At 72.9% G+C, this 24942-nt stretch carries 27 protein-coding genes, 1 pseudogene and 1 riboswitch; of the genes and pseudogenes, 19 read left to right on the top strand and 9 right to left on the bottom strand.

The genetic code is table 11. The features are described from left to right. Positions 1-26: 26 nt before the first annotated feature. The 4 genes from LUTJ29_RS0111550 to LUTJ29_RS0111535 are packed head-to-tail and all read left to right on the top strand — an operon-like array spanning position 27 to position 3542. A complete protein-coding gene (locus LUTJ29_RS0111550; RefSeq protein ID WP_027072654.1) occupies positions 27-599 on the top strand; it encodes an N-acetylmuramoyl-L-alanine amidase in 573 nt (190 codons plus the stop codon). Between the two features lie 57 nt (positions 600-656). Next, positions 657-1523 carry an acyl-CoA thioesterase II gene (gene tesB, locus LUTJ29_RS0111545; protein ID WP_027072653.1) on the top strand — a complete coding sequence of 289 codons (867 nt, stop codon included), beginning with the start codon at positions 657-659 and terminating at the stop codon, positions 1521-1523. A 1-nt stretch (position 1524) separates the two neighbouring features. Then, a complete protein-coding gene (locus tag LUTJ29_RS18140; RefSeq protein WP_051322953.1) occupies positions 1525-2346 on the top strand; it encodes a DUF2007 domain-containing protein in 822 nt (273 codons plus the stop codon). Between the two features lie 59 nt (positions 2347-2405). Then, positions 2406-3542, top strand: a complete 1137-nt coding sequence (locus LUTJ29_RS0111535) for an RNA polymerase sigma factor (RefSeq protein WP_027072652.1) — start codon at positions 2406-2408, stop codon at positions 3540-3542. 120 nt (positions 3543-3662) lie between these two features. Here the strand turns inward: LUTJ29_RS0111535 and LUTJ29_RS0111530 are convergent, their stop codons facing one another. Continuing rightward, a complete protein-coding gene (locus tag LUTJ29_RS0111530) occupies positions 3663-4331 on the bottom strand; it encodes a hypothetical protein (protein ID WP_027072651.1) in 669 nt (222 codons plus the stop codon). Positions 4332-4485: 154 nt separating this feature from the next. Here LUTJ29_RS0111530 and LUTJ29_RS0111525 point away from each other — a divergent pair, with 154 nt between their 5' ends. Next, positions 4486-5208, top strand: coding sequence for an arginyltransferase (locus tag LUTJ29_RS0111525; RefSeq protein WP_027072650.1), 723 nt, complete (start codon positions 4486-4488; stop codon positions 5206-5208). Then, positions 5205-6446, top strand: a complete 1242-nt coding sequence (locus LUTJ29_RS0111520; RefSeq protein WP_043741214.1) for an endonuclease/exonuclease/phosphatase family protein — start codon at positions 5205-5207, stop codon at positions 6444-6446. Before LUTJ29_RS0111525 ends, LUTJ29_RS0111520 begins: the two co-directional genes overlap by 4 nt. Before the next feature lie 24 nt (positions 6447-6470). Here the strand turns inward: LUTJ29_RS0111520 and LUTJ29_RS0111515 are convergent, their stop codons facing one another. Beyond that, positions 6471-6773: a hypothetical protein gene (locus tag LUTJ29_RS0111515; RefSeq protein ID WP_027072648.1), complete on the bottom strand. Its 303-nt coding sequence runs from the start codon at positions 6771-6773 to the stop codon at positions 6471-6473. 37 nt (positions 6774-6810) lie between these two features. Continuing rightward, positions 6811-8013, bottom strand: coding sequence for a formate-dependent phosphoribosylglycinamide formyltransferase (gene purT / locus LUTJ29_RS0111510; RefSeq protein ID WP_043741211.1), 1203 nt, complete (start codon positions 8011-8013; stop codon positions 6811-6813). A 176-nt stretch (positions 8014-8189) separates the two neighbouring features. On the opposite strand from purT, the gene LUTJ29_RS0111505 reads away from it, so the two are divergent. From LUTJ29_RS0111505 to LUTJ29_RS0111480, 6 genes are all read left to right on the top strand, one after another. Next, on the top strand, positions 8190-9038 hold the full coding sequence (locus LUTJ29_RS0111505) for an SPFH domain-containing protein (RefSeq protein WP_027072646.1): 849 nt from the start codon (positions 8190-8192) through the stop codon (positions 9036-9038). A gap of 5 nt (positions 9039-9043) precedes the next feature. Further along, positions 9044-9388, top strand: coding sequence for a hypothetical protein (locus LUTJ29_RS0111500; protein ID WP_027072645.1), 345 nt, complete (start codon positions 9044-9046; stop codon positions 9386-9388). Continuing rightward, a complete protein-coding gene (locus LUTJ29_RS0111495; protein WP_027072644.1) occupies positions 9388-9570 on the top strand; it encodes an Arc family DNA-binding protein in 183 nt (60 codons plus the stop codon). Before LUTJ29_RS0111500 ends, LUTJ29_RS0111495 begins: the two co-directional genes overlap by 1 nt. 98 nt (positions 9571-9668) lie before the next feature. After that, positions 9669-10091, top strand: a complete 423-nt coding sequence (locus tag LUTJ29_RS0111490) for a DUF3887 domain-containing protein (protein ID WP_027072643.1) — start codon at positions 9669-9671, stop codon at positions 10089-10091. 35 nt (positions 10092-10126) lie between these two features. Then, the gene (locus tag LUTJ29_RS18135; RefSeq protein WP_051322952.1) at positions 10127-10717 is read left to right on the top strand and encodes a hypothetical protein; all 591 of its coding nucleotides are present in this window, start codon (positions 10127-10129) and stop codon (positions 10715-10717) included. A gap of 9 nt (positions 10718-10726) precedes the next feature. Next, positions 10727-11536 (top strand): M15 family metallopeptidase, encoded by an 810-nt coding sequence (locus LUTJ29_RS0111480; protein ID WP_027072642.1) that lies wholly within the window; start codon positions 10727-10729, stop codon positions 11534-11536. A gap of 67 nt (positions 11537-11603) precedes the next feature. Here the strand turns inward: LUTJ29_RS0111480 and LUTJ29_RS0111475 are convergent, their stop codons facing one another. The 5 genes and pseudogenes from LUTJ29_RS0111475 to LUTJ29_RS17240 form a co-directional block, all read right to left on the bottom strand. Beyond that, positions 11604-12278: a DNA-3-methyladenine glycosylase gene (locus LUTJ29_RS0111475; protein ID WP_027072641.1), complete on the bottom strand. Its 675-nt coding sequence runs from the start codon at positions 12276-12278 to the stop codon at positions 11604-11606. A 5-nt stretch (positions 12279-12283) separates the two neighbouring features. After that, complete coding sequence (locus tag LUTJ29_RS0111470) at positions 12284-12646, bottom strand: DUF423 domain-containing protein (RefSeq protein ID WP_043741208.1); 363 nt, start codon at positions 12644-12646, stop codon at positions 12284-12286. A 79-nt stretch (positions 12647-12725) separates the two neighbouring features. Beyond that, positions 12726-13871: an SRPBCC family protein gene (locus tag LUTJ29_RS0111465; RefSeq protein WP_027072639.1), complete on the bottom strand. Its 1146-nt coding sequence runs from the start codon at positions 13869-13871 to the stop codon at positions 12726-12728. Between the two features lie 360 nt (positions 13872-14231). Next, entirely contained in the window at positions 14232-14873 is a 642-nt protein-coding gene (locus LUTJ29_RS0111460; RefSeq protein ID WP_027072638.1) for a response regulator transcription factor, read from the bottom strand. A gap of 92 nt (positions 14874-14965) precedes the next feature. Next, positions 14966-16123 (bottom strand): annotated as a pseudogene (locus LUTJ29_RS17240) (sensor histidine kinase); the annotation flags it as partial. A 305-nt stretch (positions 16124-16428) separates the two neighbouring features. Here LUTJ29_RS17240 and LUTJ29_RS0111450 point away from each other — a divergent pair. From LUTJ29_RS0111450 to LUTJ29_RS0111420, 7 genes are all read left to right on the top strand, one after another. Beyond that, the gene (locus LUTJ29_RS0111450; protein ID WP_027072637.1) at positions 16429-17013 is read left to right on the top strand and encodes a GNAT family N-acetyltransferase; all 585 of its coding nucleotides are present in this window, start codon (positions 16429-16431) and stop codon (positions 17011-17013) included. An 8-nt stretch (positions 17014-17021) separates the two neighbouring features. Further along, on the top strand, positions 17022-17783 hold the full coding sequence (gene minC / locus LUTJ29_RS0111445; RefSeq protein ID WP_084524857.1) for a septum site-determining protein MinC: 762 nt from the start codon (positions 17022-17024) through the stop codon (positions 17781-17783). 25 nt (positions 17784-17808) lie between these two features. Beyond that, on the top strand, positions 17809-18618 hold the full coding sequence (gene minD / locus LUTJ29_RS0111440) for a septum site-determining protein MinD (RefSeq protein ID WP_027072635.1): 810 nt from the start codon (positions 17809-17811) through the stop codon (positions 18616-18618). A 2-nt stretch (positions 18619-18620) separates the two neighbouring features. Further along, on the top strand, positions 18621-18884 hold the full coding sequence (minE, locus tag LUTJ29_RS0111435; RefSeq protein WP_027072634.1) for a cell division topological specificity factor MinE: 264 nt from the start codon (positions 18621-18623) through the stop codon (positions 18882-18884). Positions 18885-19003: 119 nt separating this feature from the next. Continuing rightward, positions 19004-19513, top strand: a complete 510-nt coding sequence (locus tag LUTJ29_RS17235; protein ID WP_051322951.1) for a hypothetical protein — start codon at positions 19004-19006, stop codon at positions 19511-19513. Positions 19514-19631: 118 nt separating this feature from the next. Continuing rightward, positions 19632-21626, top strand: coding sequence for a M2 family metallopeptidase (locus LUTJ29_RS0111425; RefSeq protein WP_043741206.1), 1995 nt, complete (start codon positions 19632-19634; stop codon positions 21624-21626). A gap of 70 nt (positions 21627-21696) precedes the next feature. Then, complete coding sequence (locus LUTJ29_RS0111420; RefSeq protein WP_027072632.1) at positions 21697-23169, top strand: trypsin-like peptidase domain-containing protein; 1473 nt, start codon at positions 21697-21699, stop codon at positions 23167-23169. A 27-nt stretch (positions 23170-23196) separates the two neighbouring features. Here LUTJ29_RS0111420 and LUTJ29_RS0111415 read toward each other — a convergent pair whose 3' ends face one another. Beyond that, positions 23197-24444: a multidrug effflux MFS transporter gene (locus LUTJ29_RS0111415; RefSeq protein WP_027072631.1), complete on the bottom strand. Its 1248-nt coding sequence runs from the start codon at positions 24442-24444 to the stop codon at positions 23197-23199. Positions 24445-24776: 332 nt separating this feature from the next. Next, a riboswitch (glycine riboswitch) is annotated at positions 24777-24892 on the top strand. Positions 24893-24942 lie beyond the last annotated feature (50 nt).

Below are 24942 nucleotides of genomic sequence, written 5' to 3'. Positions count from 1 at the left end.
GCATCGCGCAATGCTAGCATCGCGGCATGCCGCAACCGACCGGCGTCCCGCCGATCCACGTCGACCACCTGCCCTACGCAACGCGGCTCCAGGCCCGTGGCCTCGACGCCGTGGACCTGGTGGTCGTCCACTGCACGGAACTGCCCGACCTCGCCACCGCGCGCGCCTTCGGCGAGCAGGTGCGCTACCCCGGCAGCGGCACCGGCAACAGCGGCCACTGGTACATCGACCGCGACGGCCGCATCGTCGAGTACGTGCCACCCGAACGCGTCGCCCACCACGTGCGCGGCCACAACGCGCGCTCGGTCGGGATCGAACTGGTGAACCGCGGCCGCTGGCCGGACTGGCTGGCCGCGTCCCACCAGGCGATGGACGAGCCCTACCCCGACGCCCAGGTCGAGGCGCTGCTGGCGCTGCTCGGCCACCTGCGCGCCACCCTGCCCGCGCTGCGCCACATCGCCGGCCACGAGGACCTCGACACCGAACGGGTGCCGGCCAGTGACGATCCCGCGGTAACGGTGGCGCGCAAGCGCGATCCGGGGCCGCTGTTCCCGTGGCCACGCGTGCTGGCGGGCTGCGGACTGCAGCGCATTCCCTGAACCGGCCCGGCGCGGGGCGGCCCGTATAATCGCGGGCGATTTCCCGCCGGACCCGCCATGGATTCGCCCGTTTCCGAACTGATCGACCTGCTCTCGCTCGAACGCCTGGAAGAAGACCTGTTCCGCGGCCAGAGCCGCGACATCGGGACCCGCTACGTGTTCGGCGGCCAGGTACTGGGCCAGGCGCTGTCGGCGGCGCAGGCGACCATGCCGCAGCCGCGTCCGGCGCATTCGCTGCACGCCTACTTCCTGCGCGCGGGCAACATCGAGCACCCGATCGTGTACCACGTCGACCGCACCCGCGACGGCGGCAGCTTCTCGGTGCGCCGGGTCACCGCGATCCAGCACGGCAAGGTGATCTTCTTCTGCGCCGCGTCGTTCCAGGCCGAGGAAGAGGGTGTCGAGCACCAGCCGCCGATGCCGCAGGTGCCGGGCCCGGACGAGGTCGAGCCGGCGCCGCGGATCGATCCCGGGGTACTGGCCTCGCTGCCGACCAAGGTGCGGCGCTGGCTGGACCGCACCGGTCCGTTCGAATTCCGCCCGGTGCATCCGCGCAACGAACTGCGCCCGGCGCGCAGGCCGCCGTTCGACCAGGTCTGGTTCCGCCTCGGCGAGCGCGTCGGCGACGCGCCCGAGCTGCACCGGTCGCTGCTCGCCTACGCCTCCGATTTCCATCTGCTCGGCACCGCGACCTACCCGCACGGGATCAGCTACTACCAGCCCGACGTGCAGATGGCCTCGCTCGACCACGCGCTGTGGTTCCACCGTCCTTTCCGCGCCGACGAGTGGCTGCTGTACTCCATCGACAGCCCCAGCGCGCAGGGCGCGCGCGGGCTCGCGCGCGGCCAGGTGTTCTCGCAGGACGGGCGCCTGGTCGCCAGCACCGCGCAGGAAGGCATGATCCGGGTCAAGGGAACCGGCTGAGATGCGCCAGGTCTTCAGCAGCGCGCGGATCGAGAACGCCGAGGCGGTGGCGAAGCTGCTCGCCGACGAAGGCATCGAGGTGCGGGTGGAGAACCCGCAGGGCCTGCGCAGCGGGATCCGCGGCAACTTCAGCTACCGCGACCACCACAAGCCCGCCCCGCGCGCCACGGTGTGGGTGGTCCGCTCCGACGACCAGCCGCGCGCGCGCCAGCTGCTGCGCGAGGCCGGCCTGCTCGAGGCCTCGCCGGCCAATCCGTCGAGCTTCCTGCCCTCCACCGGCCACGCCGCGCGCCTGCGCGAGTCCTCGCCGACCCGCCGCGCGCGGGTGCGCTTCGCCCTGCTGGTCGTGGCCGCGGTGGCGCTGGCGCTGTGGCTCAACCAGTTCCGCAACCCCGGCTGGGACCTGCCCGAACCGGCCCGGGCGCCGTCGCCGGCCGCGGCGATCGATCCGGCGCTGCAGCCCTTCGCCGTGGACGCCGAAGTCGTGCACCGCATCCCGACCCCGCCCGCGCTGGCCGCCACCCTCGCCGCGATGGAGCTTGCCGTGGAGCCCGCCGCCACCCTGTGCCTGTCGCTGGACGGCGACGAAGCCGGCGCCACCGCACTCGAGGCCGCCCGCGAGGCCGGCCTCGACCCGCGCCCGGCCGACGCCTGCACCGGCGCCGGGGACTGGCTGCACGTCGCCGTGGACGACTACCGCACCGACGGCTCGGGCACCGGCACGGTCGCCCTGTCCACCACCCGCGGGGACCACGTGGCGGCCGAACGCCGGCTGGAGGTCCGCCGCGACGGGACGCGGTGGCTGGTGCTCGGCGCCCCCTGACCGGTCACGTTTCCCTCCCCGCACCGTCACGTTCGGCAAGCCATCGCAACGGGCCGCCCATGTCCACCGAAGCCATCGACCTGCTGATCAAGCGCGAACTGCCCGCCGCGGTGAACGGAGACCGCGACGCCTACGGCCGCATCGTCGCCGCCAGCCAGAACACGGTGACCGCCGTGGCCCTGGCGATCACCCGCGACGTGGCCACCAGCGAGGACATCGCCCAGGAGGCCTTCCTGTCGGCCTGGCACAACCTGGCGCGGCTCAAGAGCCCGTCCAGCTTCCTGCCCTGGCTGCGCCAGATCACCCGCAACCTGGCCCACGACCACCTGCGCGGACGCCGCAACCGCATGCTCCAGGGCGAGGCGGCGGACATCGCGATCCAGCACGCCGCCGATCCCGACGGCTGCCCGCTGGAGCAGGCGCTCGACGCCGAGCGCGAGGCGGTGGCCGCCGACCTGATCTCCGAGCTGCCCGAGGACAGCCGCGAAGTGCTGCTGCTGTACTACCGCGAAGGCCAGAGCTCCAAGCAGGTGGCGTCGCTGCTGGGCCTGTCGGACGCGGCGGTGCGCAAGCGGCTGTCGCGCGCGCGCCAGAGCGTGCGCGAGGACCTGCTCAGGCGCTTCAGCGAATTCGCGCGTTCCAGCGCGCCGTCGGCCGCGTTCGCGGTCGGCGTCACCGCCGCGCTCGGCATCAGCAAGCCGGCCGCCGCGGCGGGGGTCGGTCTGGCCACCCGCTCGATCGCGGGCAGCCTGGCCGCCCGCTTCGCGCTGGGCGTGGCCGGCGCGGCCGCCGGTGGCCTGCTGGGCGGCCTGGTCGCGGCCTGGTTCGCGCGCGGGATCATCCTCGACTTCGCCGACAACGACCAGGAGCGCGACATGCTGCTCCGGTTCTCGCGCCGCTACATGCTGTTCTCGCTGGTGATGGTGGCCCTGATCGTCGCCACCCACTTCGCGTTCCACGACGCCAGCCGGACCTTCATCGTCATCGCGGTCGCGCTGCTGGCCATGAACTGGCAGCTGCTGGTCATGCTGCCGCGCAGGATGGCGCCGATGTTCGAGCGCGACATGCGGCGCGACCCGGTGGGCGCGAAGCAGCGCCTGCTGGCCTACCGCCTCACCTGGGGCCGCGCCGGGCTGATGATGAACAACATCATCGTGATCGGCTCGCTGGTGATCGCGCACCTGCATTTCGGCTGAGGGCGCACGCCTTGGCCCTGGGTCCCCGAAGGCGGCTGGAGGGGCCGGCCGCCGCACGACGCAAGGCAGAAAAAAGCCCGCATCCGGGGATGCGGGCTGCAATCGCCATGCAACCGGGGATCAGCGGCGCGCCGGGCGCAGCTCGTCGCGGCTCAGGAAGCCGTCGCGGTTGTCGTCCATCCAGGCGAAGCGCGGGGACAGGCGCGGCATCTTCTCGTCGACCTCGACCCGGCTGAGCTTGCCGTCGCCGTTGAGGTCGGCCGCGGCGAAACGCTCCTCGAAGCGCTTCTCCATGCCGGCCCTGCGCTGCTTCATCTGCTGCGCGTGCCACGCGCGGATCTCGGCGCGGACCAGGTAGCCGTCGCGGTTCGCGTCGATCGCATCGAACTGCTCGAGCATCCGGTTGCCGCGCTTGCCGCGGCCCTGGCCGGCGGCCTCGACCTCCGCCTTCGACAGGCGGCCGTCGTTGTCCGTGTCCAGGCGGGCCGGATCCTGGAAGTGGCCGAAGTGGCCACCGCGGTGGCCGCCGCGGCCGTGGCGCATGCCGTGGCCGTGGCGCGGACGCTCGCTGGCATCGAGGCGGCCGTCGCCGTTGCGGTCGAGCTGGTCGAAACGCGCCGCCAGGCGCGGGAACTTCGCCGCTTCGGCGCGATCGATCACGCCGTCGCCGTTGGCGTCGAGGGTGGGCTTGGTCCCGCGCTGCGGGGCGTTCGCCGGCTCCGCGGCGCTGGCGCCGGCGGCGGCCATCAGGGCGATCGCAAGCGCGGTGAACAGGGTCCTGTGCTTCATGTGCGGGTTCCTCGGGGACTGCGGCTCCAGCGCCGCCGTGCCCCCGTCAACGCGCCCGCCGCCGGAACCGTTGACCCGCGCCCGGACCGGTTCAGCTGGCGGACACCTGCGCGGTCGCGCCCGCTGCGACCCGGCGCAGTATGCTGGCGCCGCAATGCGCGAGAACGAACACCTGCGGCTGTTCCATACCGGCGACCACCCCTGCGGCTACTGGCCCGGGCGCATCGCCCGCGACCTGGTGTTCGACCCGCGCGACGAACGCATCGCCGCCTTCTACCCGCAGGCGCTGGAATGGGGCTTCCGCCGCTCCGGCGACATCGTCTACCGCCCGCACTGCGTCGGCTGCCGCGCCTGCGTGGCGGTCCGCATCCCGGTCGAGGACTTCCGTCCCGACCGCAGCCAGCGCCGCTGCCTGCAGCGCAACCGCACGGTCGAGGCGCGGGTGCTGCCGGCCGAACGCAATGCCGAACGCCTGGCGCTGTACCAGCGCTACCTGTCCGCGCGCCACCCCGGCGGCGGCATGGACGGCCACGGCGCGCACGAGTTCGACCAGTTCCTGGTCGGCAGCTGGGCCAACACCCGCTTCCTCGAGCTGCGCGAGCACGGCCACCTGCTCGCCGTGGCGGTGACCGACATCGACGAGCGCGCCATGTCCGCCGTGTACACCTTCTACGACCCCGACCACGCCGCGCGCGGCCTGGGCACGCTCGCGATCCTGCGCCAGGTCGAATGGGCGGCGCGCGACCGCCGCCGCCACCTCTACCTCGGCTACTGGATCGCCGGACACGGCAAGATGGACTACAAGCGCAGGTTCCGACCGCTCGAAGGGTTCGACGGCCGCCGCTGGCGCCCGTTCGAGGAGATCGCAGCCGCATGAACCGCAAGCACGCACTCGCCCCGTTCGCCGTGCTGGCGGCGATCGCCCTCGCCGCCTGCGTCCGCGTCAACGTCCATGGCCGCGCCTCCCAGTCCGGACCCGACATGCCCGTCACCGCCCCGCTCCGCGTCGCCACCTACAACGTCTCGCTGCACGACGAGGACCCGGGCGGACTGGTGGCGCGGCTGGAACTGGGCAGCACCCAGGCCCAGCGCATCGCCGCGGTGCTGCAGCGGATCCGCCCGGACATCGTCCTGCTCAACGAGTTCGACCACGACCCCGACGGCCGCGCCGCGGACCTGTTCCAGCGCCGCTACCTGGAGCAGGCGCAGCCCGGCGGCGGCGAACCGCTCCGCTATCCCCATCGCTACCTCGCCCCGGTCAACACCGGCGAGCGCAGCGGCCTGGACCTGGACGGCAACGGCAGCGTCGGCGGCGACGGCCGCGAGCGCGGCAACGACGCCTGGGGCTACGGCCTGCACCCGGGCCAGTACGGCATGCTGCTGCTGTCGCGTTACCCGATCGACGCGGACGCGGCGCGCACTTTCCGCCTGCTGAAGTGGAGCGCGATGCCGGGCGCCCGGCGGCCGGTCGATCCGGACACCGGCGCGCCGTTCCACGACGACCAGGTCTGGAAGCAGCTGCGGCTGTCGTCGAAGTCGCACTGGGACGTCCCGGTCGACACCCCGCTGGGCCGCGTGCACGTGCTCGCCTCGCATCCCACGCCGCCGGCCTTCGACGGGCCCGAGCGCCGCAACCTGCTGCGCAACCACGACGAGATCCGGTTCTGGCTCGAGTACGTGGGCCCGGCCGCCGGCCAGGACGCGTGGCTGTGCGACGACGCCGGCCGCTGCGGCGGCCTGGCCGAGGGCGAGCGCTTCGTGGTCCTTGGCGACCTCAACAACGATCCGCACGACGGCGCCGGCGACAACGCGGTGATCGAGCGACTCGTCCACCACCCGCGCGTGCTGCCGCACGCGCCGCCGCGCAGCGAGGGCGCCGAGGCGGCTGCCGGGTTCGACGGCGGCGCCAACGCCGACCACCGGGCGCCGCACGCGCACGATACCGGCCGTTTCGGTCCGCGCGTGGGCAACCTGCGCGTGGACTACGTCCTGCCCTCGACCGGGTTCCGGCTGGCCGGGTCGGGCGTGTTCTGGCCGCCGCCCGGGCATCCGGACGAAGCGCTGGCCGCCGCCAGCGACCACCACGCGGTCTGGATCGACCTGCTGCCCGACTAGCGGCGCGGTGCTACCGCGCCTGCGCTACGCGGCGTCGCCCGGCGGCGAAGGCGCGTGCGGACGGAAGCCGAAGCCGCCGACCTGCTGGCTCGACACGATCATCCGCACCATGCCGCTGGGCACCAGCAGCTCCAGGCTGACGTCGCGGCCCTCCGGCGTGCGGCCGGCCATGGTCATCTCGACGAAGGCGCCGGCGGTGTCGATCTCGCTGCAGACCACGTGCGGGTCCGGGCCATCGGCGCCCTGCAGGTAGGGCTTGATCGGGTCGCCGAGCGCCTCGATCGCCTGCGGATGGAAGAACACGGCATAGCCGCTGCTGCCGTTCATGGCTGCTCCGTCGGTGGGGTCCGGACCACGGACGCGATCACTTCAGCTCGATGGCGAGGGCGGCGGTGGCCTGGCGCGCGACCGCGCGCGCGGCGTCGACCGAGTCCGCGCGCGCGAGGGTCACGCCGACCCGGCGCTGGCCGTCGACCCGCGGCTTGCCGAACAGCCGCAGCGCGGTGTCGGGCGCGCGCAGCGCCGCCTCGAGGTTGCTGAACACCGGCACGCCGTGGCCTTCGGCCAGCACCGCGCTCGATGCCGACGGGCCGCGCTGCGGGACGAAGCCGCCATCCTCCGCACCCACCGGCAGGCCGAGGATGGCGCGCGCGTGCAGCGCGAACTCGCTCAGGTCCTGGGAGACCAGCGTGACCAGGCCGGTGTCGTGCGGGCGTGGCGAGACCTCGCTGAACCAGACCTCGTCGCCCTTCACGAACAGCTCCACGCCGAACACCCCCCAGCCGCCGAGGTCGTCGGTGATCGCGCGCGCGACCTGCATCGCCCGCTCCAGCGCGCGCGGCCGCATCGACTGCGGCTGCCAGCTCTCGCGGTAGTCGCCGTCGCGCTGCAGGTGGCCGATCGGAGCGCAGAACGAGGTGCCGCCGGCATGGCGCACGGTGAGCAGGGTGATCTCGTAATCGAAGTCGATGAAGCCCTCGACGATGCAGCGGCCGGCGCCGGTGCGCCCGCCGGTCTGCGCATACGCCCACGCCGGCGCGATGTCTTCCTCGCGGCGCACCGTGCTCTGTCCCTTGCCCGAGGACGACATCACCGGCTTGACCACGCACGGCAGGCCGATGGCGGCGACGGCCTCGCGGTACTCGTCCTCGGTGTCGACGAACCGGTAGGGCGAGGTCGGCAGGCCCAGGGTCTCGGCGGCGAGGCGGCGGATGCCCTCGCGGTCCATGGTCAGCCAGGCCGCGCGCGCGGTGGGGATGACGCGCTGGCCGTGGTCGCGCTCGAGCTCGACCAGGGTACGGGTGTGGATGGCCTCGATCTCCGGCACCACCAGGTGCGGGCGCTCGCGCTCGACCAGCGCGGCCAGCGCGGTGGCATCAAGCATGTCGAGCACGTGGCTGCGGTGGGCGACCTGCATCGCCGGCGCGTCGGCATAGCGGTCGGCGGCGATCACCTCGACTCCCAGCCGCTGCAGCTCGATCGCCACCTCCTTGCCCAGTTCCCCGGATCCCAGCAGCAGGACGCGCGTGGCCGAGGGCGAGAGCGGGGTACCGAGGGTGCAGGACATGGGCACGGGTCCGGGCGGTGGGCTGCGCATTCTAGCCAGCGCCGCCGCCCCGGCGCCGGCCGGGCGGCGGGCGCACCGGCCGGGGACTTGGCAAACAGATATCATCGTGATATCACTTCATTGCAAGTCCCCGTGCCTGTCCGGCCGGCCCCGCAACCAGACCAGGAAAACCTGCCATGAAAGAGAACCCGATCCGTTCCCTGCCCGGCATCCCGGTAGTACTGATCCTGCTGGCGGCCACCATTGCCGGGATCGCGTGGATGGCCGCGCCCGGCGGGCAGCCGGTCCCGGGCATCGCGCTCGCCGTGGTCTGCGCCTTCCTCGTCACCGGCGCCTACAAGGTCGAACCCAACCAGGCGGCGGTGCTGAGCCTGTTCGGCAAGTACGTCGGCACGGTCAAGCAGGACGGGCTGCGCTGGAACAACCCCTTCTACGCCAAGCGCAAGATCTCGCTGCGGGTGCGCAACTTCGAGAGCGGCCGGCTCAAGGTCAACGAGCTGGACGGCTCGCCGATCGAGATCGCCGCGGTGATCGTCTGGCGCGTGGTCGATTCGGCCGAGGCGGTGTTCAACGTCGACGACTACGAGAGCTTCGTCCACATCCAGTCCGAGGCCGCGCTGCGCGCGATGGCCACCAGCTACCCCTACGACCAGCACGAGGAAGGCGACATCTCGCTGCGCAGCCACCCGGCGGAAATCTCCGAGCGGCTCAAGGAGCAGCTCGACGAACGCCTGCACGCGGCCGGCGTGGAAGTGCTCGAGGCGCGCATCAGCCACCTCGCCTACGCGCCCGAGATCGCCCAGGCGATGCTGCAGCGCCAGCAGGCCAACGCGGTGATCGCGGCCCGCACCCGGATCGTCGCCGGCGCGGTGGGCATGGTGGAGATGGCCCTGGCCGAGCTGGAGAAGAACGGCACCGTGCGCCTGGACGACGAGCGTCGCGCTGCGATGGTCAGCAACCTGCTGGTGGTGCTGTGCGGCGACCGCGGCACCCAGCCGGTCGTGAACGCCGGATCCCTGTACTGAGCGCCATGCAGCCCCACTACCTGGCCGCCGCCGTCTTCGCCCTGCTGGCCCTGCCCGCCTTCGTCAGCGCCGGCTGGCTGCGCGACGGCCGCGTGCCGGTCGCGCGCGGCGCGCGCGGCATGGACGAGCGCCGGCGCCGCGCCCTCGACGACCGCCTGGCGCGGCTGATGCGCATGGTCGGGGTGGCGATGCTGGCCATGGCCGCCGGCATGGCCGCATGGGGTGCCGACCAGGCGCGGATGCTCGCGCTGGTGGCGGTCCTGGTGCTGGTGGTCAACGGGCTGGTGCTGGCCATGGCCCTCGCCGTGGCCCGCGCGCGCCGGGGCGACTGGCCCGGGGGCGGCGGCTGATGGCGGAGAAGAAGGCCTATCCGCTGCGCATCAGTCCGGCCGTACTCGAGGCGATGCAGAAGTGGGCCGACGACGAACTGCGCAGCGTCAACGCCCAGATCGAGTACGTGCTGCGCGACGCCCTGCGCAAGGCGGGACGCCTGCCCGTGCGCGGGGAGGAACCCGGCAATCCGCCCGGATGACCGTGCGCCGGGCGCACGCACGCCTTCGGCGCCGGCCGGTCACATCGGCGACCCGGCCCACGTCGAGACCGCATCCGTCGCCGAACAAGGAGCACACCATGAGGATCCACCGCTTCGCCGCCGCGCTGTGCCTGGCGCTGGCCGTTTCCGCCCCGGTCCTGGCCCAGGACCCCGCCCCGCCCGCGGAGGCCGGGATCGCCGACCAGGACGCGATCGCCCTGGCCGACAAGGTGCTCGAGCGCATGGAGTCGGGCGACTTCGAAGGCGCGGGCGCCGACTTCAACGCGCAGATGCAGGCCGCGCTCGGGCCCGACAAGCTGGCCGACGTGCAGCGGCAGATCGAGGCCACCGGTGCCGTCGTCGAGCGCGCCCCGCCGCGCGTGGTGCGCCATGACGGCTACACCGTGGTGGTCTACCGGATCCACCGCGAGCAGGCGTCGCTGGACGCCACCGTCGCCTTCGACGGCGACGGCAGGGTCGCCGGCCTGCACTTCGTCCCCGCCAGCGGCGGGCCGCAGTAGCGCCGATGGCAGCGCCCGGCCGCCACCTCGGTGCCATGACCGACGCCAGGCTCGGAAGGGACGCCGGCCCCGCCCACCGGCAGGACGCCGCGCAGGCGCGGCACGACTTCCCGGTGGACCCCGTGCCGCCGGTGTCGCGCCTGTTCCTCGCCGGGCTCGCGACCGCACTGGCGGTCGTCGGGCTGGCGGGCACCGGCGGCCGGCTCCCGCCCGCGCCGGGCTGGCAGCTGCTGCCGTTCGCGCTCGCCGCGCTGCTGGCCCTGCCCGGGCTGGCGCTGCGACGCTGGTCGATCACCCTCGACCGCGGCGAGCTGGTGGTGGCGGCGACCTTCTTCACCCGGCGCGTGCCGCTGGAGGCGCTGGACCTGGACCACGCGCGCATCCTCGACCTGCGCGCGCATCCCGAACTCGGCACCTGGACCGGCGGACGCAACATGGACCTCCCCGGCCTCAGCGCCGGGTGGTACCTGCTGCGCAACCGCCGCCGTGCGTTCTGCCTGCTGGGCTCGCGCGAGCGCGTGCTCGTCCTGCCCGAACGCGGCGGACGGATGCTCCTGCTCGGTGCGCGCGACCCGCGCGCCATGCTGGCGAGGCTGCGCATCGCCCGCGCCGCACGCGGCGGCTAAGCTGCACGGATGCGTACCCGCTCCCGCTTCCTGCTCAACACGCCCCGGATCGAACTGTGGCCCGCCTGGCTGCTGCGCGCGCGCGCCAGCGCCGATGCCCGGGTGCTGGCCCATGCCGGCCACGTCCTGCGCCGCAAGCGCGACGGCCAGTACCTGGCGGCCGTGCTCGACGCGGGCCTGATGCCGCTGGTGCCTCGGCTGGCGCGCGAGCCGGGGATCGACGAAGCGCTGGACCTGCTCGATGCGCCACCGCGCCTGCGCGGCAGGCTCGACCCGGGCGTGCTGCCGCCCGACCGGCTGGCCCAGCGGCTCCACGCGCTCGGCCTGGACCCGGACGCCTACGCCGCGGACACCGGGCTGGACGTGGTCGCCGAGCCCGAGTTCCTGGCCCTGGCCGGGTTCGACCGCTACCGGCGGCCGCTGTGGCTGCTGCCCGGCGCCGCGCGCGCGTGGCAGTGCCTGCGCGAGGCCGCGGCGCGCGACGGCGTGGTGCTGGAGGCGATCTCGGGCTACCGCAGCCACGACTACCAGCTGGGCATCTTCGAACGGAAGCTGGCGCGCGGCCTCGCGGTGGCCGAGATCCTGGCGGTGAACGCCGCGCCGGGCTTCAGCGAACACCACGCCGGCGACGCGCTGGACATCGGCACGCCGGGCGAGCCGCCGGCGGAGGAGTCGTTCGAGGCCACGCCCGCGTTCGACTGGCTGTCGCGGCACGCGGCCGCGCACGGATTCGCCATGAGCTACCCGCGCGGCAACCCGCACGGCATCGTGTACGAGCCGTGGCACTGGCGGTTCGTCGGTCCCGACGCGGTGCAATGACGCCCGGCCGGGCACGGGGCGCCGCGGCCCCGGTCGACCGGTGCGATGCCCTGCCCGCCGCCGCGCCCTAGTCCTGCGAACGGTTGGTCGGCGCCGCCGCCCCGGCGGCCAGGTCGGCGATGCGCCACAGGTAGAGCGAGGCGTAGGTGCGGTAGGGACCCCAGCGCTCGCCGCGTTCGGCCAGTTCGCGCGGGGTCGGCATCGCCTCGAGTCCGTCCACCCGCTGGACGCCCTTGCGCACGCCCAGGTCGTCGACCGGCAGCACGTCCGGCCGGCCGAGGCGGAACATCAGCATCATTTCCACGGTCCAGCGGCCGATGCCGCGGATCGGGACCAGCGCGGCCACGATCTCGTCCTCGCGCATGGTCGACATGCGACGCAGGGTCGGGATCTCGCCGCGCGCCTCGCGCGCGGCCAGGTCGCGCAGGGCCAGGGTCTTGTTGCCCGAGACGCCGCAGGCACGCAGGGTGGCATCGTCGATCCGGCCCAGGGTGTCGGCGTGCAGGCGGCGGCTGCCGATCGCGGCCTCCACCCGCGCCACGATCGTCGATGCGGCCTTGCCGCTGAGCTGCTGGAACAGGATCGCCCGCGCCAGCGCGTCCACCGGGTCGAACGGGCGGCGCCAGCGCGGCTCGGGCGGGATCGGGCCCAGCCGCCGCATCCACTTCGCCAGCCTGCGGTCGCGGCGCAGCAGGTGCTCCCAGGCGCCGCCGGTGTCGAACCCGCGTGCGTGCCGTGGCATCGGCGTCAGTCCTCCAGCGGCGAGGCTGCGTACAGCAGCCACCCCAGGATCATCATCCCGCCCCCGAACGGGGCCGCGGCGGAACTGCCGCCCCCCAGCACCCGCCATGCCAGGGTGCCCGCGAACACCAGGCTGCCGGCCAGCAGCAACCCGACCGCCAGCGCAGCCACCCGCGGCATCCGTGGCCGCGCCAGGGCCGCGATCGCGACGCCGTGGCCGAAGGCCATCACCGCCGCGGCCTGCAGCACAGCACGGTCCCCGTCGGCGGCGGCGTGCGAGGCATACGCGGCCAGCGCGACCCCGGCGCCGGCCATCAGCGCGCCCTTGGCGCGCAGCCAGCGCACCAGCGGTGCGGGCACCGCCTTCACCGCGGGCTCCCCCTGAACGCAGCGCGCCGCACCCCCGGGGGGATGCGGCGCGTGGCGAACGCATGCATGGCGGCGCGGATTACTCGCGGAGCCTCCAGAACACCTCGAACTCGCCGTCCGCGGTGAACGCGTTGTCGATGCCGTTCTTGTAGAACTCGAACGGACGGTCGGTGACGTCGCGGCCGTGGGTGACGGCCCAGGCACGCACCGCGTTGCGCACGTTCTCCAGCTCGGCCATGTAGCCCTTGTACTCGCCGTGCGCGAACTGGCCCGGCTCGGTGCGGACGTACTGCACCGGCGCGCCCTCGGGAATCTTCACCTCGAGCTCGCCCTCGTCCACGGCCGGCGCCTGGGCGACGGGCTGCGCCTCCTCGCCTTCGCCTTCCTCGTTGCCGCCGTTGCCGCCGGCATCGTCCGCGCCCTTGCGACGGACCGGCTGGACAACGTCGAAGGTGTAGTTCTCGCGGCCGAGCTCGGTGGAGACGATGCGCAGCGGCCCGGCGGCGACCAGGTCGTTGGCTTCCATCGTGCGCTTGATCCACTCGCTGTTCGACTTCATCGAACGCTTGATGGCCTCGTTGTTGCGCTCGATGGCGCCGGCCGAGACGACCAGCAGGTTCTCGGCGGGCAGCTCGACCACGCCCAGGTTGGTCAGCGGCACGCCCTCGGCGCGGTAGTCGACGTTGGGAACCGCGGCCAGGATGCTGGTGAGCTTGGACAGGCCGATCTTCATGTCCTCGCCCACGTGGCCGCGCACGTACATGCCGGCGTAGCGGCCGAGCAGGTTCCAGCCGTAGTCCACCGTGTAGGTCTGGGTGATCTCGATGTTGCGCCCGCCGCGCCCGGTCGGCCGCAGGTTGAACTCCATGCGCTTGTTGGCGCCGCGGTCGCGGTTCTCCAGGGCGTACACCACGCGGCTGTCGGGTTCGCTCTCCACGATCTCCCAGCTGCCCTTGCCCAGCGGCCTGGACTCGTAGTCCAGGCGCGCGCCCACGCCCGACTCCGGACCCGAGCGGGTGATCCTGATCGCCGGGTCGCGCAGGGCGAGCGGGTTCCACTCATGGAACCGGTGCGTCGCGTTCAGCGTGTCGAAGACGATCGCGGCCCGCCGGTTGGTCTCGACCTTCTCGGTGATCGTGCGGCTCGACGGCAGGAACACGCCCACGAGCACGAACAGCACGGCGACGATCGCCATTGAAATCAGGATCTCGATCAAACGGGTCATTCAGGGTTCTCCGGGACCATTTCCCGCCGTCGCGGGCGCAAGTGGCCAATGCTAGCAAGAACCCTGCACGGCCCGCGACCCGTCCGGGCCCGCCCGGCAGCGCGGGGGATCGGTTGGCCTCGCAACCATCCGCCGCGCAGGCCGCGCCAACCGGTGCCGGGCCCGGTTCCACCGACCGGCATCTGCCCGCTGCGGGTACTTTTGTCGCAGGCGTGCGCCCGCGCAGGGGAAGGATCCGAAGCGTCGGGGCTTCTCCCGGGGGGACGCCACCCCTTCCACCCGGGGACCGCCCGCGGCGACCGGTCCGGCAGCCGCCCGCGACCGCCCGCCGCGTCGCGGCGGGCCGGCCTGCCGTCCGCGTCAGACCAGCTGCAGCTCGAACGCCTTGAGCACGGCGCGGGTGCGGTCGCGGACGCCGAGCTTGGAGAGGATGTTCGAGACGTGGTTCTTGATGGTGCCCTCGGCCACGCCCAGCGAGTTGGCGATCTCCTTGTTGGAAAAGCCGCCGGCCATCAGGCGCAGGATCTCGGTCTCGCGATCGGTCAGCGGGTCGGGCCGGTCGAGGCTGACGAACTCGTTGCGCATGTGCTCCAGGCCCGAGAGCAGGCGCTGGGTCACCGCCGGCTGGACCAGCGAGCCGCCCGCGGCCACGGTCCGGATCGCGCCGACCAGCTGTTCCAGCGACACGTCCTTGAGCAGATAGCCGCGGGCCCCGGCCTTCATGCCGGCCAGCACCAGCTGGTCGTCGTCGAAGGTGGTCAGGATGATGGTCGGCGGCAGCTGGCCGGCGCGCGAGAGCGCCTGCAGCGCCTCCAGGCCCGACATCACCGGCATCCGCATGTCCATGAGCACCACGTCGGGGCGGACCTCGGGGATCAGCTCCACCGCCTGCTTGCCGTCGCCGGCCTCGGCGACGACCTCGATGCCGTCGTCCAGCGCCAGCAGCGAGCGGATGCCCTGCCTCACAAGGGTCTGGTCGTCGACAAGGCAGACTCGGATCATGGGACCTCCAGCGGGTGGTGTCGGTGGGCGCCTTCCTGGCCCGGCGCACTGTCCTCGGACGCCCCGGCCGCGGGGCCGGCGCCGTCGTGCGCCAGCACCGCGCCGTCCATCGGCAGGCGCAGGCGCACGGTGAAGCCGCTGCCGGGCGCGGTCTCGACCTCGAGCGACCCGCCGTACGCCGCCAGGCGTTCGCGCATGCCGCGCAGGCCGTTGCCGGCGACCGCGACCTCGGCCCCGCGGCCGTCGTCGCGCGCCTCCAGGGTCACGGCGTCGCCGTCGAAACTGTAGCGCAGCCGCAGCAGGGTGGCCTCGGCGTGGCGCACGGCGTTGGTGATGATTTCCTGTGTGCAGCGCAGCAGGACGTGGGCCCGCTCCGGGTCGTCGACCAGGAAGGTGAGCGGCATGTCCATGTCGATCCGCAGCCCCGGCACGTTGTCGGCCAGCGGCAGCAGGGTCGTGCGCATGTCGATGGCGTCGTCCTCGCGCAGCCGGCTCACCGCCTCGCGCACGTCGCTCAGCAGCAGCTTGGCCAGGGTGTGGGCCTGGGTGACGTGCTCCTGGGCCTGGCCGCTGACCAGGTGGTTGGCGACCTCCAGGTTCAGGCTCAGCGCGGTCAGGTGGTGGCCGAGCAGGTCGTGCAGCTCGCGCGAGATCCGGGTCCGCTCGTTGACCCGCACGCTCTCGGCCAGCAGGGCCCGGGTGGCGCGCAGCTCGGCGTTCAGGCGCCGCTGCTCGTCCCGGGCCAGTACCTGCTGCCGGGCCACGTAGCCGGTCGCGAACACGAAACAGGTGAAGCCGGCGTACAGCACCGACTGCATCACCGCCTCGAACCACATGAAGCCCAGCGCCCGGGTATAGACCGGGATCACCACGATCTCGCTCAGGACCAGGACCGCGATGCTGGCCGGCAGCGGCAGCAGCCAGGGCAGCACGCACGCCGCCACCATCAGCAGCAGCACGCCCAGTCCGCTGTTGCTGTAGTAGCTCAGGGCCACCGCGCTGCCGATCATCAGGCCCAGCAGCAGGTAGTCGACCAGGTTGACCCGGCGCGAATCGAGCGCGCGGCTGAGCCAGGCGAAGCCGAAGCCGAAGATCGCCCAGGCGATCCAGGCCGGCCAGCCGGCACCGATGCCGGCCGGCTCGCCCTCCTCCACCGGCCGCGAGATCAGCCACAGCGGCAGCACGATCACCGCCCAGGTGAACAGGCCGGCGTAGCGCAGCAGGCGGGCGTGGTCGAGGCGCGAGAGCATGCGGGCATGGTAGGCGCTTTCCGGGCGCCGGAGACCCCCCAACAAGTCATGCGCGACGGCCCCGCGCGCGGTCGCGGCGCGGCGGGGGCCGTGCGATAATCGCGACCGGCATCGCATTGACCGTCGCACGGCGCCCGCGCCGTCTACCGGTGGGTGGTGCCGGTGGGCGTTCCGCGCCGGGAGGCGCGGCCGGCGCGCGCGGCCACCCCCGGGCGGCGCGCATCCGGCGGCGCATCGGCGGGCCATGGCCCGCTGCCCCGTTCCGCGCGACGCCCGCGCCCCCTGCAGTCCCCTGGAGTTCTGGAATGTCGATCGTCATCCGCGACGTGCGGGAGCATGAGCTGGATTCAGTCCTCACCCTCAACAACGCCGCCGGCCCGACGATCCTGCCGCTGGATACCGCGCGCATCCGCAGGTTCTACGACACCGCCGAATACTTCCGCGTCGCCGAGCGCGACGGCGCCCTGGTGGGCTTCCTCGTCGGCATGGGCTCGGAAGCCGACCACGACAGCAGCAACTTCCACTGGTTCCGGGCCCACTGCGAGCGGTTCTTCTACATCGACCGGATCGTGGTCAGCAGCCGCCGCCGCGGCGGCGGCGTGGGTCGGGCGTTCTACGCCGACGCCCAGAGCCATGCCGAGCTGCGCTACCCGCTGCTGACCTGCGAGGTGTTCCTCGAACACGACGCCGACCCGGTGCGCGTGTTCCACGGCAGCTTCGGCTTCCACGAGATCGGCCAGCACGTGATGCCCGAGAACGGCATCCGCGCCTCGATGATGGCCAAGGAAATGTGCAGCTACGAGTGGGTGCGCGCCACCTATGGCGACAACCTGCCCGACTTGCCGTGGATCTCGCGTCCGCGGGTACCGGCCGCGGTGGCCGACGCATGAGCGCGGCGATGGATTTCGAACCGGCCGGCGAGCTCAAGATCGGCCAGGTGGGGATCGCCAACCTGCGCGTGCGCACCCTCGACATCGCGCGCCTGGCCGCGGAGATGCGCGAGCGGGTCGCGCGGGCGCCGAAGCTGTTCGCGCGCGCCGCGGTGATCCTGGACTTCGGCGGCCTGACGGCGACCCCCGACGCGGCCACCGCGAGGGCGCTGATCGAGGCCCTGCGCGAGGCCGGGGTGCTGCCGGTGGCGCTGGCCTGGGGCAGCAGCGACAACGAGGCCCTGGCGGTCGAGCTCGGGCTCCCGCTGCTGGCCAAGTTCCGGGCCCAGTACGAGCCTGTCGCAGGCGCGACTGAGACCGTAGCGCCGCGCCCGGCCGCCCGGCCGGCGCCCGAACCCGCCCCGGCCGCGCGCGCGGCGGCGCCCCGCCCCGCGGCCTCCGCCCCGGGCCTGGTCCAGGCCGCGCCGGTGCGCTCGGGCCAGCAGGTCTATGCCGAGAACCGCGACCTGACGATCCTCTCCCAGGTCGGCGCCGGCGCCGAGGTGATCGCCGACGGCTCGATCCACATCTACGGCCCGCTGCGCGGCCGCGCGCTGGCCGGCGCCCAGGGCAACGCGGGCGCGCGCATCTTCTGCCGCGCCTTCCACGCCGAGCTCGTCGCCGTGGCCGGCCACTACAAAGTACTGGAAGATATCCCGAAGGAACTGCACGGCAAGCCGGTGCAGGTCTGGCTGGAGAACGAAGAACTCAAGATCGCCGCACTCGACTGACGGCGGCACACACAGGAGACGTGTTTTGGCTGAAATCATCGTGGTCACCTCGGGCAAGGGAGGCGTCGGCAAGACCACCAGCAGCGCCAGCCTGGCCAACGGCCTCGCCCGCCGCGGCAAGAAGGTCGCGGTCATCGACTTCGACGTGGGCCTGCGCAACCTCGACCTGATCATGGGGTGCGAGCGCCGCGTGGTGTACGACTTCGTCAACGTCGTCCAGGGCGAGGCCTCGCTCCGGCAGGCGCTGATCAAGGACAAGCGCTTCGAGAACCTGTACGTGCTGGCCGCCTCGCAGACGCGCGACAAGGACGCGCTGACCAAGGAAGGCGTGGAGCGCGTGCTCAAGGAACTGGCCGACGACGGCTTCGAATACATCATCTGCGACTCCCCGGCCGGCATCGAGAAGGGTGCGTTCCTGGCCATGTACTTCGCCGACCGCGCGGTGGTGGTGGTCAACCCCGAGGTGTCCTCGGTGCGCGACTCCGACCGCATCCTCGGCCTGCTCGCCTCCAAGACCCGCAAGGCCGAGGCCGGCGAGCGGGTGCAGGAGCACCTGCTGCTCACCCGCTACAACCCCGACCGGGTGGAGAAGGGGGAAATGCTCTCGATCGCCGACGTCGAGGAGGTGCTGGGCATCAAGACCCTCGGCGTGATCCCCGAGTCGCCCGACGTGCTCGACGCCTCCAACAAGGGCGAACCGGTGATCCTGGCGGGCGAATCCAGCGCCGGCCAGGCCTACGACGACGCGGTTGCGCGACTGCTCGGCGAAGACCGGCCGATGCGTTTCACCCAGGCCGAGAAGAAGGGCTTCTTCAGCAAGCTCTTCGGAGGTTGACGATGGGACTGTTCGATTTCCTCAAGCCGAGGCAGAACACGGCGGCGATCGCCAAGGACCGCCTGCGCATCATCGTCGCGCAGGAGCGGACCAGCCGCGGCGCGCCCGACTACCTGCCCCTGCTGCAGCGCGAGCTGCTGGAGGTGATCCGCAAGTACGTGAGCGTCGACGTGGACGCGGTCAAGGTGGACCTGGTCAAGGACGGCGAACACGACGTGCTCGACATCTCGGTGGCGCTGCCCGAGAACCGGCCCGCCACCGCCTGACCCCGGCACGGCGGCGGGCATGCCGCCGCCCGCACGCCCGCGCCGCGGGCGATGCCCCCAAGATCCGGCGACCGCAGGCGCGGCGCCGGCCATCCCCGCGACCCCGGCCGCCAGCCCCGATGACCGCGCCCCTTCCCCAAGCCCACGGCGTCCTGCTGCTGCGCGACGTCGACGGATCGCACGTCGCCGGGCTGCTCGCGCGCTACGGGCTGGAGCTGCGCCGCGTGGCCGACGACGCGCCGATCCCCGGCAGCTACTGGGGGGAACCCGAGGCCGGCATCGTCGGCTGCGTCGTGTACGCGCGCGGCGACACCCCGCTGCACTCGCTGCTGCACGAGGCCTGCCACCTGGTCGTGCTGCCGCCGGAACGGCGCCGGGCCGTGCACACCGACGCGACCGATTCGGTCGAGGAAGAAGACGCGGTGTGCGTGCTGCAGGCGCTGCTCGGCGACGCCATCCCGGGAGTGGGGCGCGACCGCATCCTCGCCGACATGGATGCCTGGGGCTACACCTTCCGCCTCGGCAGCGCGCGCGCCTACGTCGAGCGCGACGCGGACGCGGCGTGGGCCTGGCTGCAGGCCCGTGGGCTGGTCGACGGCGAGCGCCGCCTGCGCATCCCGCGCGCCTGAGCGCGGCCGCGGCGCGGCCTGCGCCCGATCGCACTTGCGTCGTCCCCCGCGCGCGCCCTAGCCTGCGCGCAACGCCTTCGTGCATCCCGCGGGAAACGCCGTGAAACACCACCGACCCATGCTCGTCCTGGCGATCGCCGCCAGCCTCGCCCTGTCCGCCTGCCAGCGCGAACCCACCGCGACCGACGCCGCCGCGCCCGGCACGACCCGGCCCGCGCCGCAGGACGAGACCGCCGATGCGTTCATCGCCCGCGTCAATGCCGAACTCAAGGAGATGTACCCGGAACTCACCGCGGCGCAGTGGCTGTCGAACACCTACATCATCGACGACAGCCAGCTGCTCGCGGCCAAGGCCAACGAGAAGTTCCTGACCTCGCTCAACGCGTGGATCGAGCAGGCGCGCAGGTTCGAGGGCCAGGACATGTCGCCCGAGACCGCGCGCGCGATCAACCTGCTCAAGCTCGGCACCTCGATGCCGGCGCCGCGCGACCCGCAGAAGCTGGCCGAGCTCACCCGCATCGCCACCCGCATGGAGGGCATGTACGGCGCCGGCACCTACTGCTCCAACCCGGAGGATCCGTCCAGCTGCCGCCAGCTCGGCGCGCTGGAAGACGTGCTGGCCAAGGACCGCAGCTACGAGGCCCAGCTCGACGCATGGCAGGGCTGGCATTCGATCTCGCGGCCAATGCGCGAGGATTACGTGCGCTTCGTGGAGCTGGTCAACGAGGGCGCGCGCGAACTGGGCTACGCCGACGCCGGCGAGATGTGGCGTTCGGGCTACGACATGTCGCCGGTCGAACTCGCGGCCGAGACCGACCGCCTGTGGGGCCAGGTCAAGCCGCTGTACGAACAGCTGCACTGCTACGCCCGCGCCCGCCTGGAGGCGCAGTACCCGGGCCGCGGTTCGGTCGACGGGCTGCTGCCGGCGCACCTGATGGGCAACATGTGGCAGCAGGACTGGGGCAACCTCTGGGACATCCTCGCGCCCTACAGCCAGCAGCAGGCCGGCGCCGACCTCGACGTCGGCGGCGCGCTCGAACGCCGCTACCAGTCCGAACTCAACGCGCGCCTGGCCAGGGAGAACGCGCTGATCGACAGCGAGCGCCGCGCCGAGGTGGTGCGCGCCGCGCAGCTCGAGAGCGCCAGGCAGATGACCCGCCAGGCCGAGGAGTTCTACGTCTCGCTCGGCATGCCGAAGCTGCCGGAGAGCTACTGGGAGAAGACCCAGTTCATCAAGCCGCGCGACCGCGACGTGGTCTGCCACGCCAGCGCCTGGGACATGAACATGGGCGGCGAGGACGGCAAGTCGCCCGACGTGCGCACCAAGATGTGCATCAAGCCCAACGAAGAGGACTTCTTCACCATCTACCACGAGCTGGGCCACGTGTACTACTACCTGGCCTACAACCACCTGCCGCCGCTGTTCCAGGCCGGCGCCCACGACGGCTTCCACGAAGCGATCGGCGACACGATCGAGCTGGCCATGACCCCGGCCTACCTGAAGTCGATCGGCCTGGTCGGCGACCAGCAGACCAGCCAGGAGGCCCTGGTCAACGCGCAGATGCGCATGGCGCTGGCGAAGGTGGCGTTCATGCCCTTCGGTCTGATGATCGACCGCTGGCGGTGGGGCGTGTTCGACGGCTCGATCACCCCGGACCGCTACAACCAGGCCTGGTGGGAACTGAAGGCGAAGTACCAGGGCGTGGCGCCGGTGGCGCCGCGCGGCGAGGACTTCTTCGACCCGGGCGCCAAGTACCACGTGCCGGGCAACACGCCCTACACCCGCTACTTCCTCTCGCACGTGCTGCAGTTCCAGTTCTACAAGGCGCTGTGCGACGCGGCCGGCCACCAGGGTCCGCTGTACGAGTGCACCTTCGCCGGCAACAAGGCCGCGGGCGAGAAGTTCTGGGCGATGCTGTCCAAGGGCGCCAGCCAGCCGTGGCAGCAGACGATGAAGGAGCTGACCGGCGGCGAGACCATGGACGCCTCGGCGGTGCTCGAGTACTTCGCGCCGCTGCAGGAGTGGCTCAAGCAGCAGAACGAAGGCCGCTCGTGCGGCTGGCAGGCGCCGGCGCCCGCGCCGGCCCCCGCGCCCGCCGCCGACAACGGCTGACCCGTCGGCGGGGCGGGCTCCAGCGCCCGCCCCGCGCGCCCGAGCTCCTTCCCGAACCCGTCCGAACGCCATGTCCAGACTCCTGCTCGCGCTCTGCGTGGCCGCCTGCGCGGCCACCTCCTTCGCCGCCGACCTGCCGCGGGTGGACGGCGAGCGCAGCCGGTCCGCGCCGCCGGCGAAGCTGGCCTGGCGCGACGCCGCCTTCGACCCGTCGCTGGCGACCCGGGTGCGCTTTCCCGAGGTCCCGCTGGCGCAGCTGGTGGCGCTGGACGACGCCAACCGCGCCCGCGACCGGCGCCGGCCGACGCCGGTCCAGATCGGCGTGGGCCGCGCGGCGCCGGCCGGCAAGGCCGTCCCGCTGGAGCTGCAGTGGCGCGCGGTCGCGGGCGGCCGGGTGGCGACCCTGGAAGTGACGTCGCCGGTGGCGATGGGCCTGCGGGCCGGGCTGTCGCTGCAGGGACTGCCGGCGGACGCCGAGCTGCGCGTGCGCGGCTCGGAACTGCCGCTGGGCGAGATCGTGCGGATACCCGGTGCCGAGGCGCTGCGCGCGCTCGACCCCGGCGGCCTGTACTGGACCCCGGCCACCGACGGCGAGACCCAGACCATCGAGGTCTTCGTCCCGGCCGGCTCGGACCCCGGCGCGCCGCGCATCGCCGTGCCGCAGGTCGCCCACCTGGTGACCAACAGCCGCAGCGACTTCAAGATCCTCGAGAAGCTCGGCGAGTCCGGCGCCTGCAACATCGACACGGCGTGCAAGGTCGGCGAACTCGGCGCGGACTTCGTCCGGGCCAAGGACGCCGTCGCGCACATGGTGTTCAACCTCTACCGCAGCAACGGCACGGCCATCGGTGCCTACATCTGCACCGGCACCCTGCTCAACGACACCGACCCGTCCACCCAGGTCCCCTACTTCTGGACCGCCCGGCACTGCTTCGCCGGCGGCTCCGGCGACGTGCCGGCGCAGGACATGGCGCGCGTGGCGGCCAGCCTGACGACCTACTGGAACTACGAAGCGGCCTCGTGCAACAGCGGCACGTCCACCAGCCGCGCCACCCTCGGCGGCGGCGCCGACGTCCTGTTCGACGACGAGCACACCGACGCGATGCTGCTGCGCCTGCGCAACCCGGCGCCGGCGGGCGCGACCTTCGCCGGCTGGGACGCGGCCGGCCTGCCCACGGGCGCGGACGTGGTGGCGATCCACCATCCGTCGGGCGACGCGAAGAAGGTGTCGTTCGGCCGCCACGTGCCGGCCGACGACGAGCCGGGCATGCGCGCGGTGGGCTGGCTGTCCGGGACCACCGAGGGGGGCAGCAGCGGGTCGGGCCTGTTCGTGCGCGGCAACGACGGCAGCTACCGCCTGCACGGCGGCCTGTACGGCGGATACGCGGCATGCCCGAACTCCGGCAGCCTCGCCGATTCCGGCAACCGCGACTGGTACTCGCGCCTGGACCTGGTGTTCCCGCGCATCCAGCAGTACCTGGCGCCGGTGCCGGCCGCACCGCGGCGCCGCAACGGCGCCCATCCGCTCGACCCGCGCCGCTGACGCGCCCGCGCCGATGCGGCGCGCGGCCTAGAGCTGCCCGGTCGGCTCCAGTTCCACCGGCGGCGCCTGGCCCGCGGACGGCGGCGCCGCGCGGCGCGATTCCCAGCGCCACATCGCCCAGCCCAGCAGCACGAAACCGGCCGCCGGCACCGCCAGCATGACCGGGTCGTGGCTCACCAGCGGCGAGACCACGCCGGCCAGCACCGCGTTGAGCACCAGCCCGGTGAACGCCTGCAGCGACGAGGCCGAGCCGCGGTGGCGCGGGTACATGTCGAGGATCGACAGGGTCACGATCGGGAACACCAGGGCGATGCCGAACGCGTTGCCGACCATCGGCAGCACCGCCCACGGGATCGCCGGCTGCGCGGCCAGCACGCTGTACGCGATGTTGGCCAGCATCGCCACGGCGCTGCAGGCGAAGCCGATCTCCACCAGGCGCGGCCCGCTGACCCGTCCCGCGGTGCGCCCCGACACGTAGGCGCCGACCATCATCCCGCTGATCGTCGGGATGAAGAACCAGCCGAAGCTGCGTTCGTCCAGCCGCAGCAGGTCGAGCACGAACGCCGGTGCCGAGGCGATGTACAGGAACAGCGCGCCGAAGTTGAACGCACCGGCCGCGGCCAGGCGCTGGAAGCGCGGGTTGAGCGCGATCCACGCGTAGTCGCGCAGCAGCCGCCGCGGCGACGGCGCCAGCCGCGCGTCCGGCGGCAGGGTCTCGGGCAGCCAACGCCAGGTCGCCAGCCACAGCAGCCCGGTGAAGCCGACCAGGAACCAGAAGATCAGCGTCCACCGCCCCCAGCCCAGCAGCCAGCCGCCCACGATCGGCGCGATCGCCGGGGCGGCGCCGAAGATCATCGACACCTGGCTCATCAGCCGCTGCGCGTCGTGGCCATGCAGCACGTCGCGGATCACCGCGCGACCGACGATCAGGCCCACGCCGGCCGACAGCCCCTGCAGGGCGCGGAACGCCAGCAGCGTGGGCATGTCGGTGGACAGCGCGCAGCCGGCCGAGGCGAAGGCGAAGACGACCAGCCCGGTCAGGATCACCCGTCGCCGCCCGAGCAGGTCCGACAGCGGGCCGTGGACCAGGCTCATCAGCGCGTAGGCGACCAGGTAGATGCTGATGGTCTGCTGCATCGCCAGCTTGTCCGCGCCCAGGTCGACACCCATCGCCGGGAACGCCGGGAAGATCATGTCGATCGAGAACGGGCCGAACATGGCCAGCCCCGCCAGCAGCAGGGCGAGGGTGCGCTGCCCGGGGATGCGCGCGCTCATCGCCCGCCTCCCGGCGCCGCGGCTGCCCCGCCGATGGCGGGGCCAAGGCGTCCGGCGCACCGGCCGGGCACGCCGCGGAGGCCTCGGCGCGCCGCGCCGGGCCGGGACGGGGAACAGACGACAGGATTCACGCGGGGACCGCGACGGCTCGGGGGGACGCACAAGATTAACAAGCCACGCGCCGATCCCCCGCGCCGATCCCCCGCGCCGACCCCGGCGGCAGGGGCCGGCGGGTATAATCCACGCCGCTGCGGTGGGAGAAGCGCGGGCCCCGGCCCCGCTGCCGAAGGCGCAAACGCCCGTAATCGCTCAGGCCCGATACCACCGCACGCGACCAACACTCTGGAGAGACCGCCCGGCACTGCCGGAACCGGCGCCGAAGGGGCACGAACCACGCGGCCAACCCACGCGGTTCCAAACTCTCAGGCAGAAGGACAGAGGGGCACCACCGCAGACGACCGCCTGCGCCCTGCACGCGCGCCGTCCCGCGTCCCCGAA

Source organism: Luteimonas sp. J29 (assembly GCF_000472505.1).
Lineage (GTDB): Bacteria > Pseudomonadota > Gammaproteobacteria > Xanthomonadales > Xanthomonadaceae > Luteimonas.
This window is presented reverse-complemented; position numbering and strand designations above follow the sequence as displayed.

What these genes read in the sequence shown, in the direction of transcription:
- LUTJ29_RS0111550 (WP_027072654.1), top strand. Translation starts at nt 27, where the DNA reads ATGCCGCAACCGACCGGCGTCCCGCCGATCCACGTCGACCACCTGCCC.
- tesB (WP_027072653.1), top strand. Translation starts at nt 657, where the DNA reads ATGGATTCGCCCGTTTCCGAACTGATCGACCTGCTCTCGCTCGAACGC.
- LUTJ29_RS18140 (WP_051322953.1), top strand. Translation starts at nt 1,525, where the DNA reads ATGCGCCAGGTCTTCAGCAGCGCGCGGATCGAGAACGCCGAGGCGGTG.
- LUTJ29_RS0111535 (WP_027072652.1), top strand. Translation starts at nt 2,406, where the DNA reads ATGTCCACCGAAGCCATCGACCTGCTGATCAAGCGCGAACTGCCCGCC.
- LUTJ29_RS0111530 (WP_027072651.1), bottom strand. Translation starts at nt 4,331, where the DNA reads ATGAAGCACAGGACCCTGTTCACCGCGCTTGCGATCGCCCTGATGGCC.
- LUTJ29_RS0111525 (WP_027072650.1), top strand. Translation starts at nt 4,486, where the DNA reads ATGCGCGAGAACGAACACCTGCGGCTGTTCCATACCGGCGACCACCCC.
- LUTJ29_RS0111520 (WP_043741214.1), top strand. Translation starts at nt 5,205, where the DNA reads ATGAACCGCAAGCACGCACTCGCCCCGTTCGCCGTGCTGGCGGCGATC.
- LUTJ29_RS0111515 (WP_027072648.1), bottom strand. Translation starts at nt 6,773, where the DNA reads ATGAACGGCAGCAGCGGCTATGCCGTGTTCTTCCATCCGCAGGCGATC.
- purT (WP_043741211.1), bottom strand. Translation starts at nt 8,013, where the DNA reads ATGTCCTGCACCCTCGGTACCCCGCTCTCGCCCTCGGCCACGCGCGTC.
- LUTJ29_RS0111505 (WP_027072646.1), top strand. Translation starts at nt 8,190, where the DNA reads ATGAAAGAGAACCCGATCCGTTCCCTGCCCGGCATCCCGGTAGTACTG.
- LUTJ29_RS0111500 (WP_027072645.1), top strand. Translation starts at nt 9,044, where the DNA reads ATGCAGCCCCACTACCTGGCCGCCGCCGTCTTCGCCCTGCTGGCCCTG.
- LUTJ29_RS0111495 (WP_027072644.1), top strand. Translation starts at nt 9,388, where the DNA reads ATGGCGGAGAAGAAGGCCTATCCGCTGCGCATCAGTCCGGCCGTACTC.
- LUTJ29_RS0111490 (WP_027072643.1), top strand. Translation starts at nt 9,669, where the DNA reads ATGAGGATCCACCGCTTCGCCGCCGCGCTGTGCCTGGCGCTGGCCGTT.
- LUTJ29_RS18135 (WP_051322952.1), top strand. Translation starts at nt 10,127, where the DNA reads ATGACCGACGCCAGGCTCGGAAGGGACGCCGGCCCCGCCCACCGGCAG.
- LUTJ29_RS0111480 (WP_027072642.1), top strand. Translation starts at nt 10,727, where the DNA reads ATGCGTACCCGCTCCCGCTTCCTGCTCAACACGCCCCGGATCGAACTG.
- LUTJ29_RS0111475 (WP_027072641.1), bottom strand. Translation starts at nt 12,278, where the DNA reads ATGCCACGGCACGCACGCGGGTTCGACACCGGCGGCGCCTGGGAGCAC.
- LUTJ29_RS0111465 (WP_027072639.1), bottom strand. Translation starts at nt 13,871, where the DNA reads ATGACCCGTTTGATCGAGATCCTGATTTCAATGGCGATCGTCGCCGTG.
- LUTJ29_RS0111460 (WP_027072638.1), bottom strand. Translation starts at nt 14,873, where the DNA reads ATGATCCGAGTCTGCCTTGTCGACGACCAGACCCTTGTGAGGCAGGGC.
- LUTJ29_RS0111450 (WP_027072637.1), top strand. Translation starts at nt 16,429, where the DNA reads ATGTCGATCGTCATCCGCGACGTGCGGGAGCATGAGCTGGATTCAGTC.
- minC (WP_084524857.1), top strand. Translation starts at nt 17,022, where the DNA reads ATGGATTTCGAACCGGCCGGCGAGCTCAAGATCGGCCAGGTGGGGATC.
- minE (WP_027072634.1), top strand. Translation starts at nt 18,621, where the DNA reads ATGGGACTGTTCGATTTCCTCAAGCCGAGGCAGAACACGGCGGCGATC.
- LUTJ29_RS17235 (WP_051322951.1), top strand. Translation starts at nt 19,004, where the DNA reads ATGACCGCGCCCCTTCCCCAAGCCCACGGCGTCCTGCTGCTGCGCGAC.
- LUTJ29_RS0111425 (WP_043741206.1), top strand. Translation starts at nt 19,632, where the DNA reads ATGCTCGTCCTGGCGATCGCCGCCAGCCTCGCCCTGTCCGCCTGCCAG.
- LUTJ29_RS0111420 (WP_027072632.1), top strand. Translation starts at nt 21,697, where the DNA reads ATGTCCAGACTCCTGCTCGCGCTCTGCGTGGCCGCCTGCGCGGCCACC.
- LUTJ29_RS0111415 (WP_027072631.1), bottom strand. Translation starts at nt 24,444, where the DNA reads ATGAGCGCGCGCATCCCCGGGCAGCGCACCCTCGCCCTGCTGCTGGCG.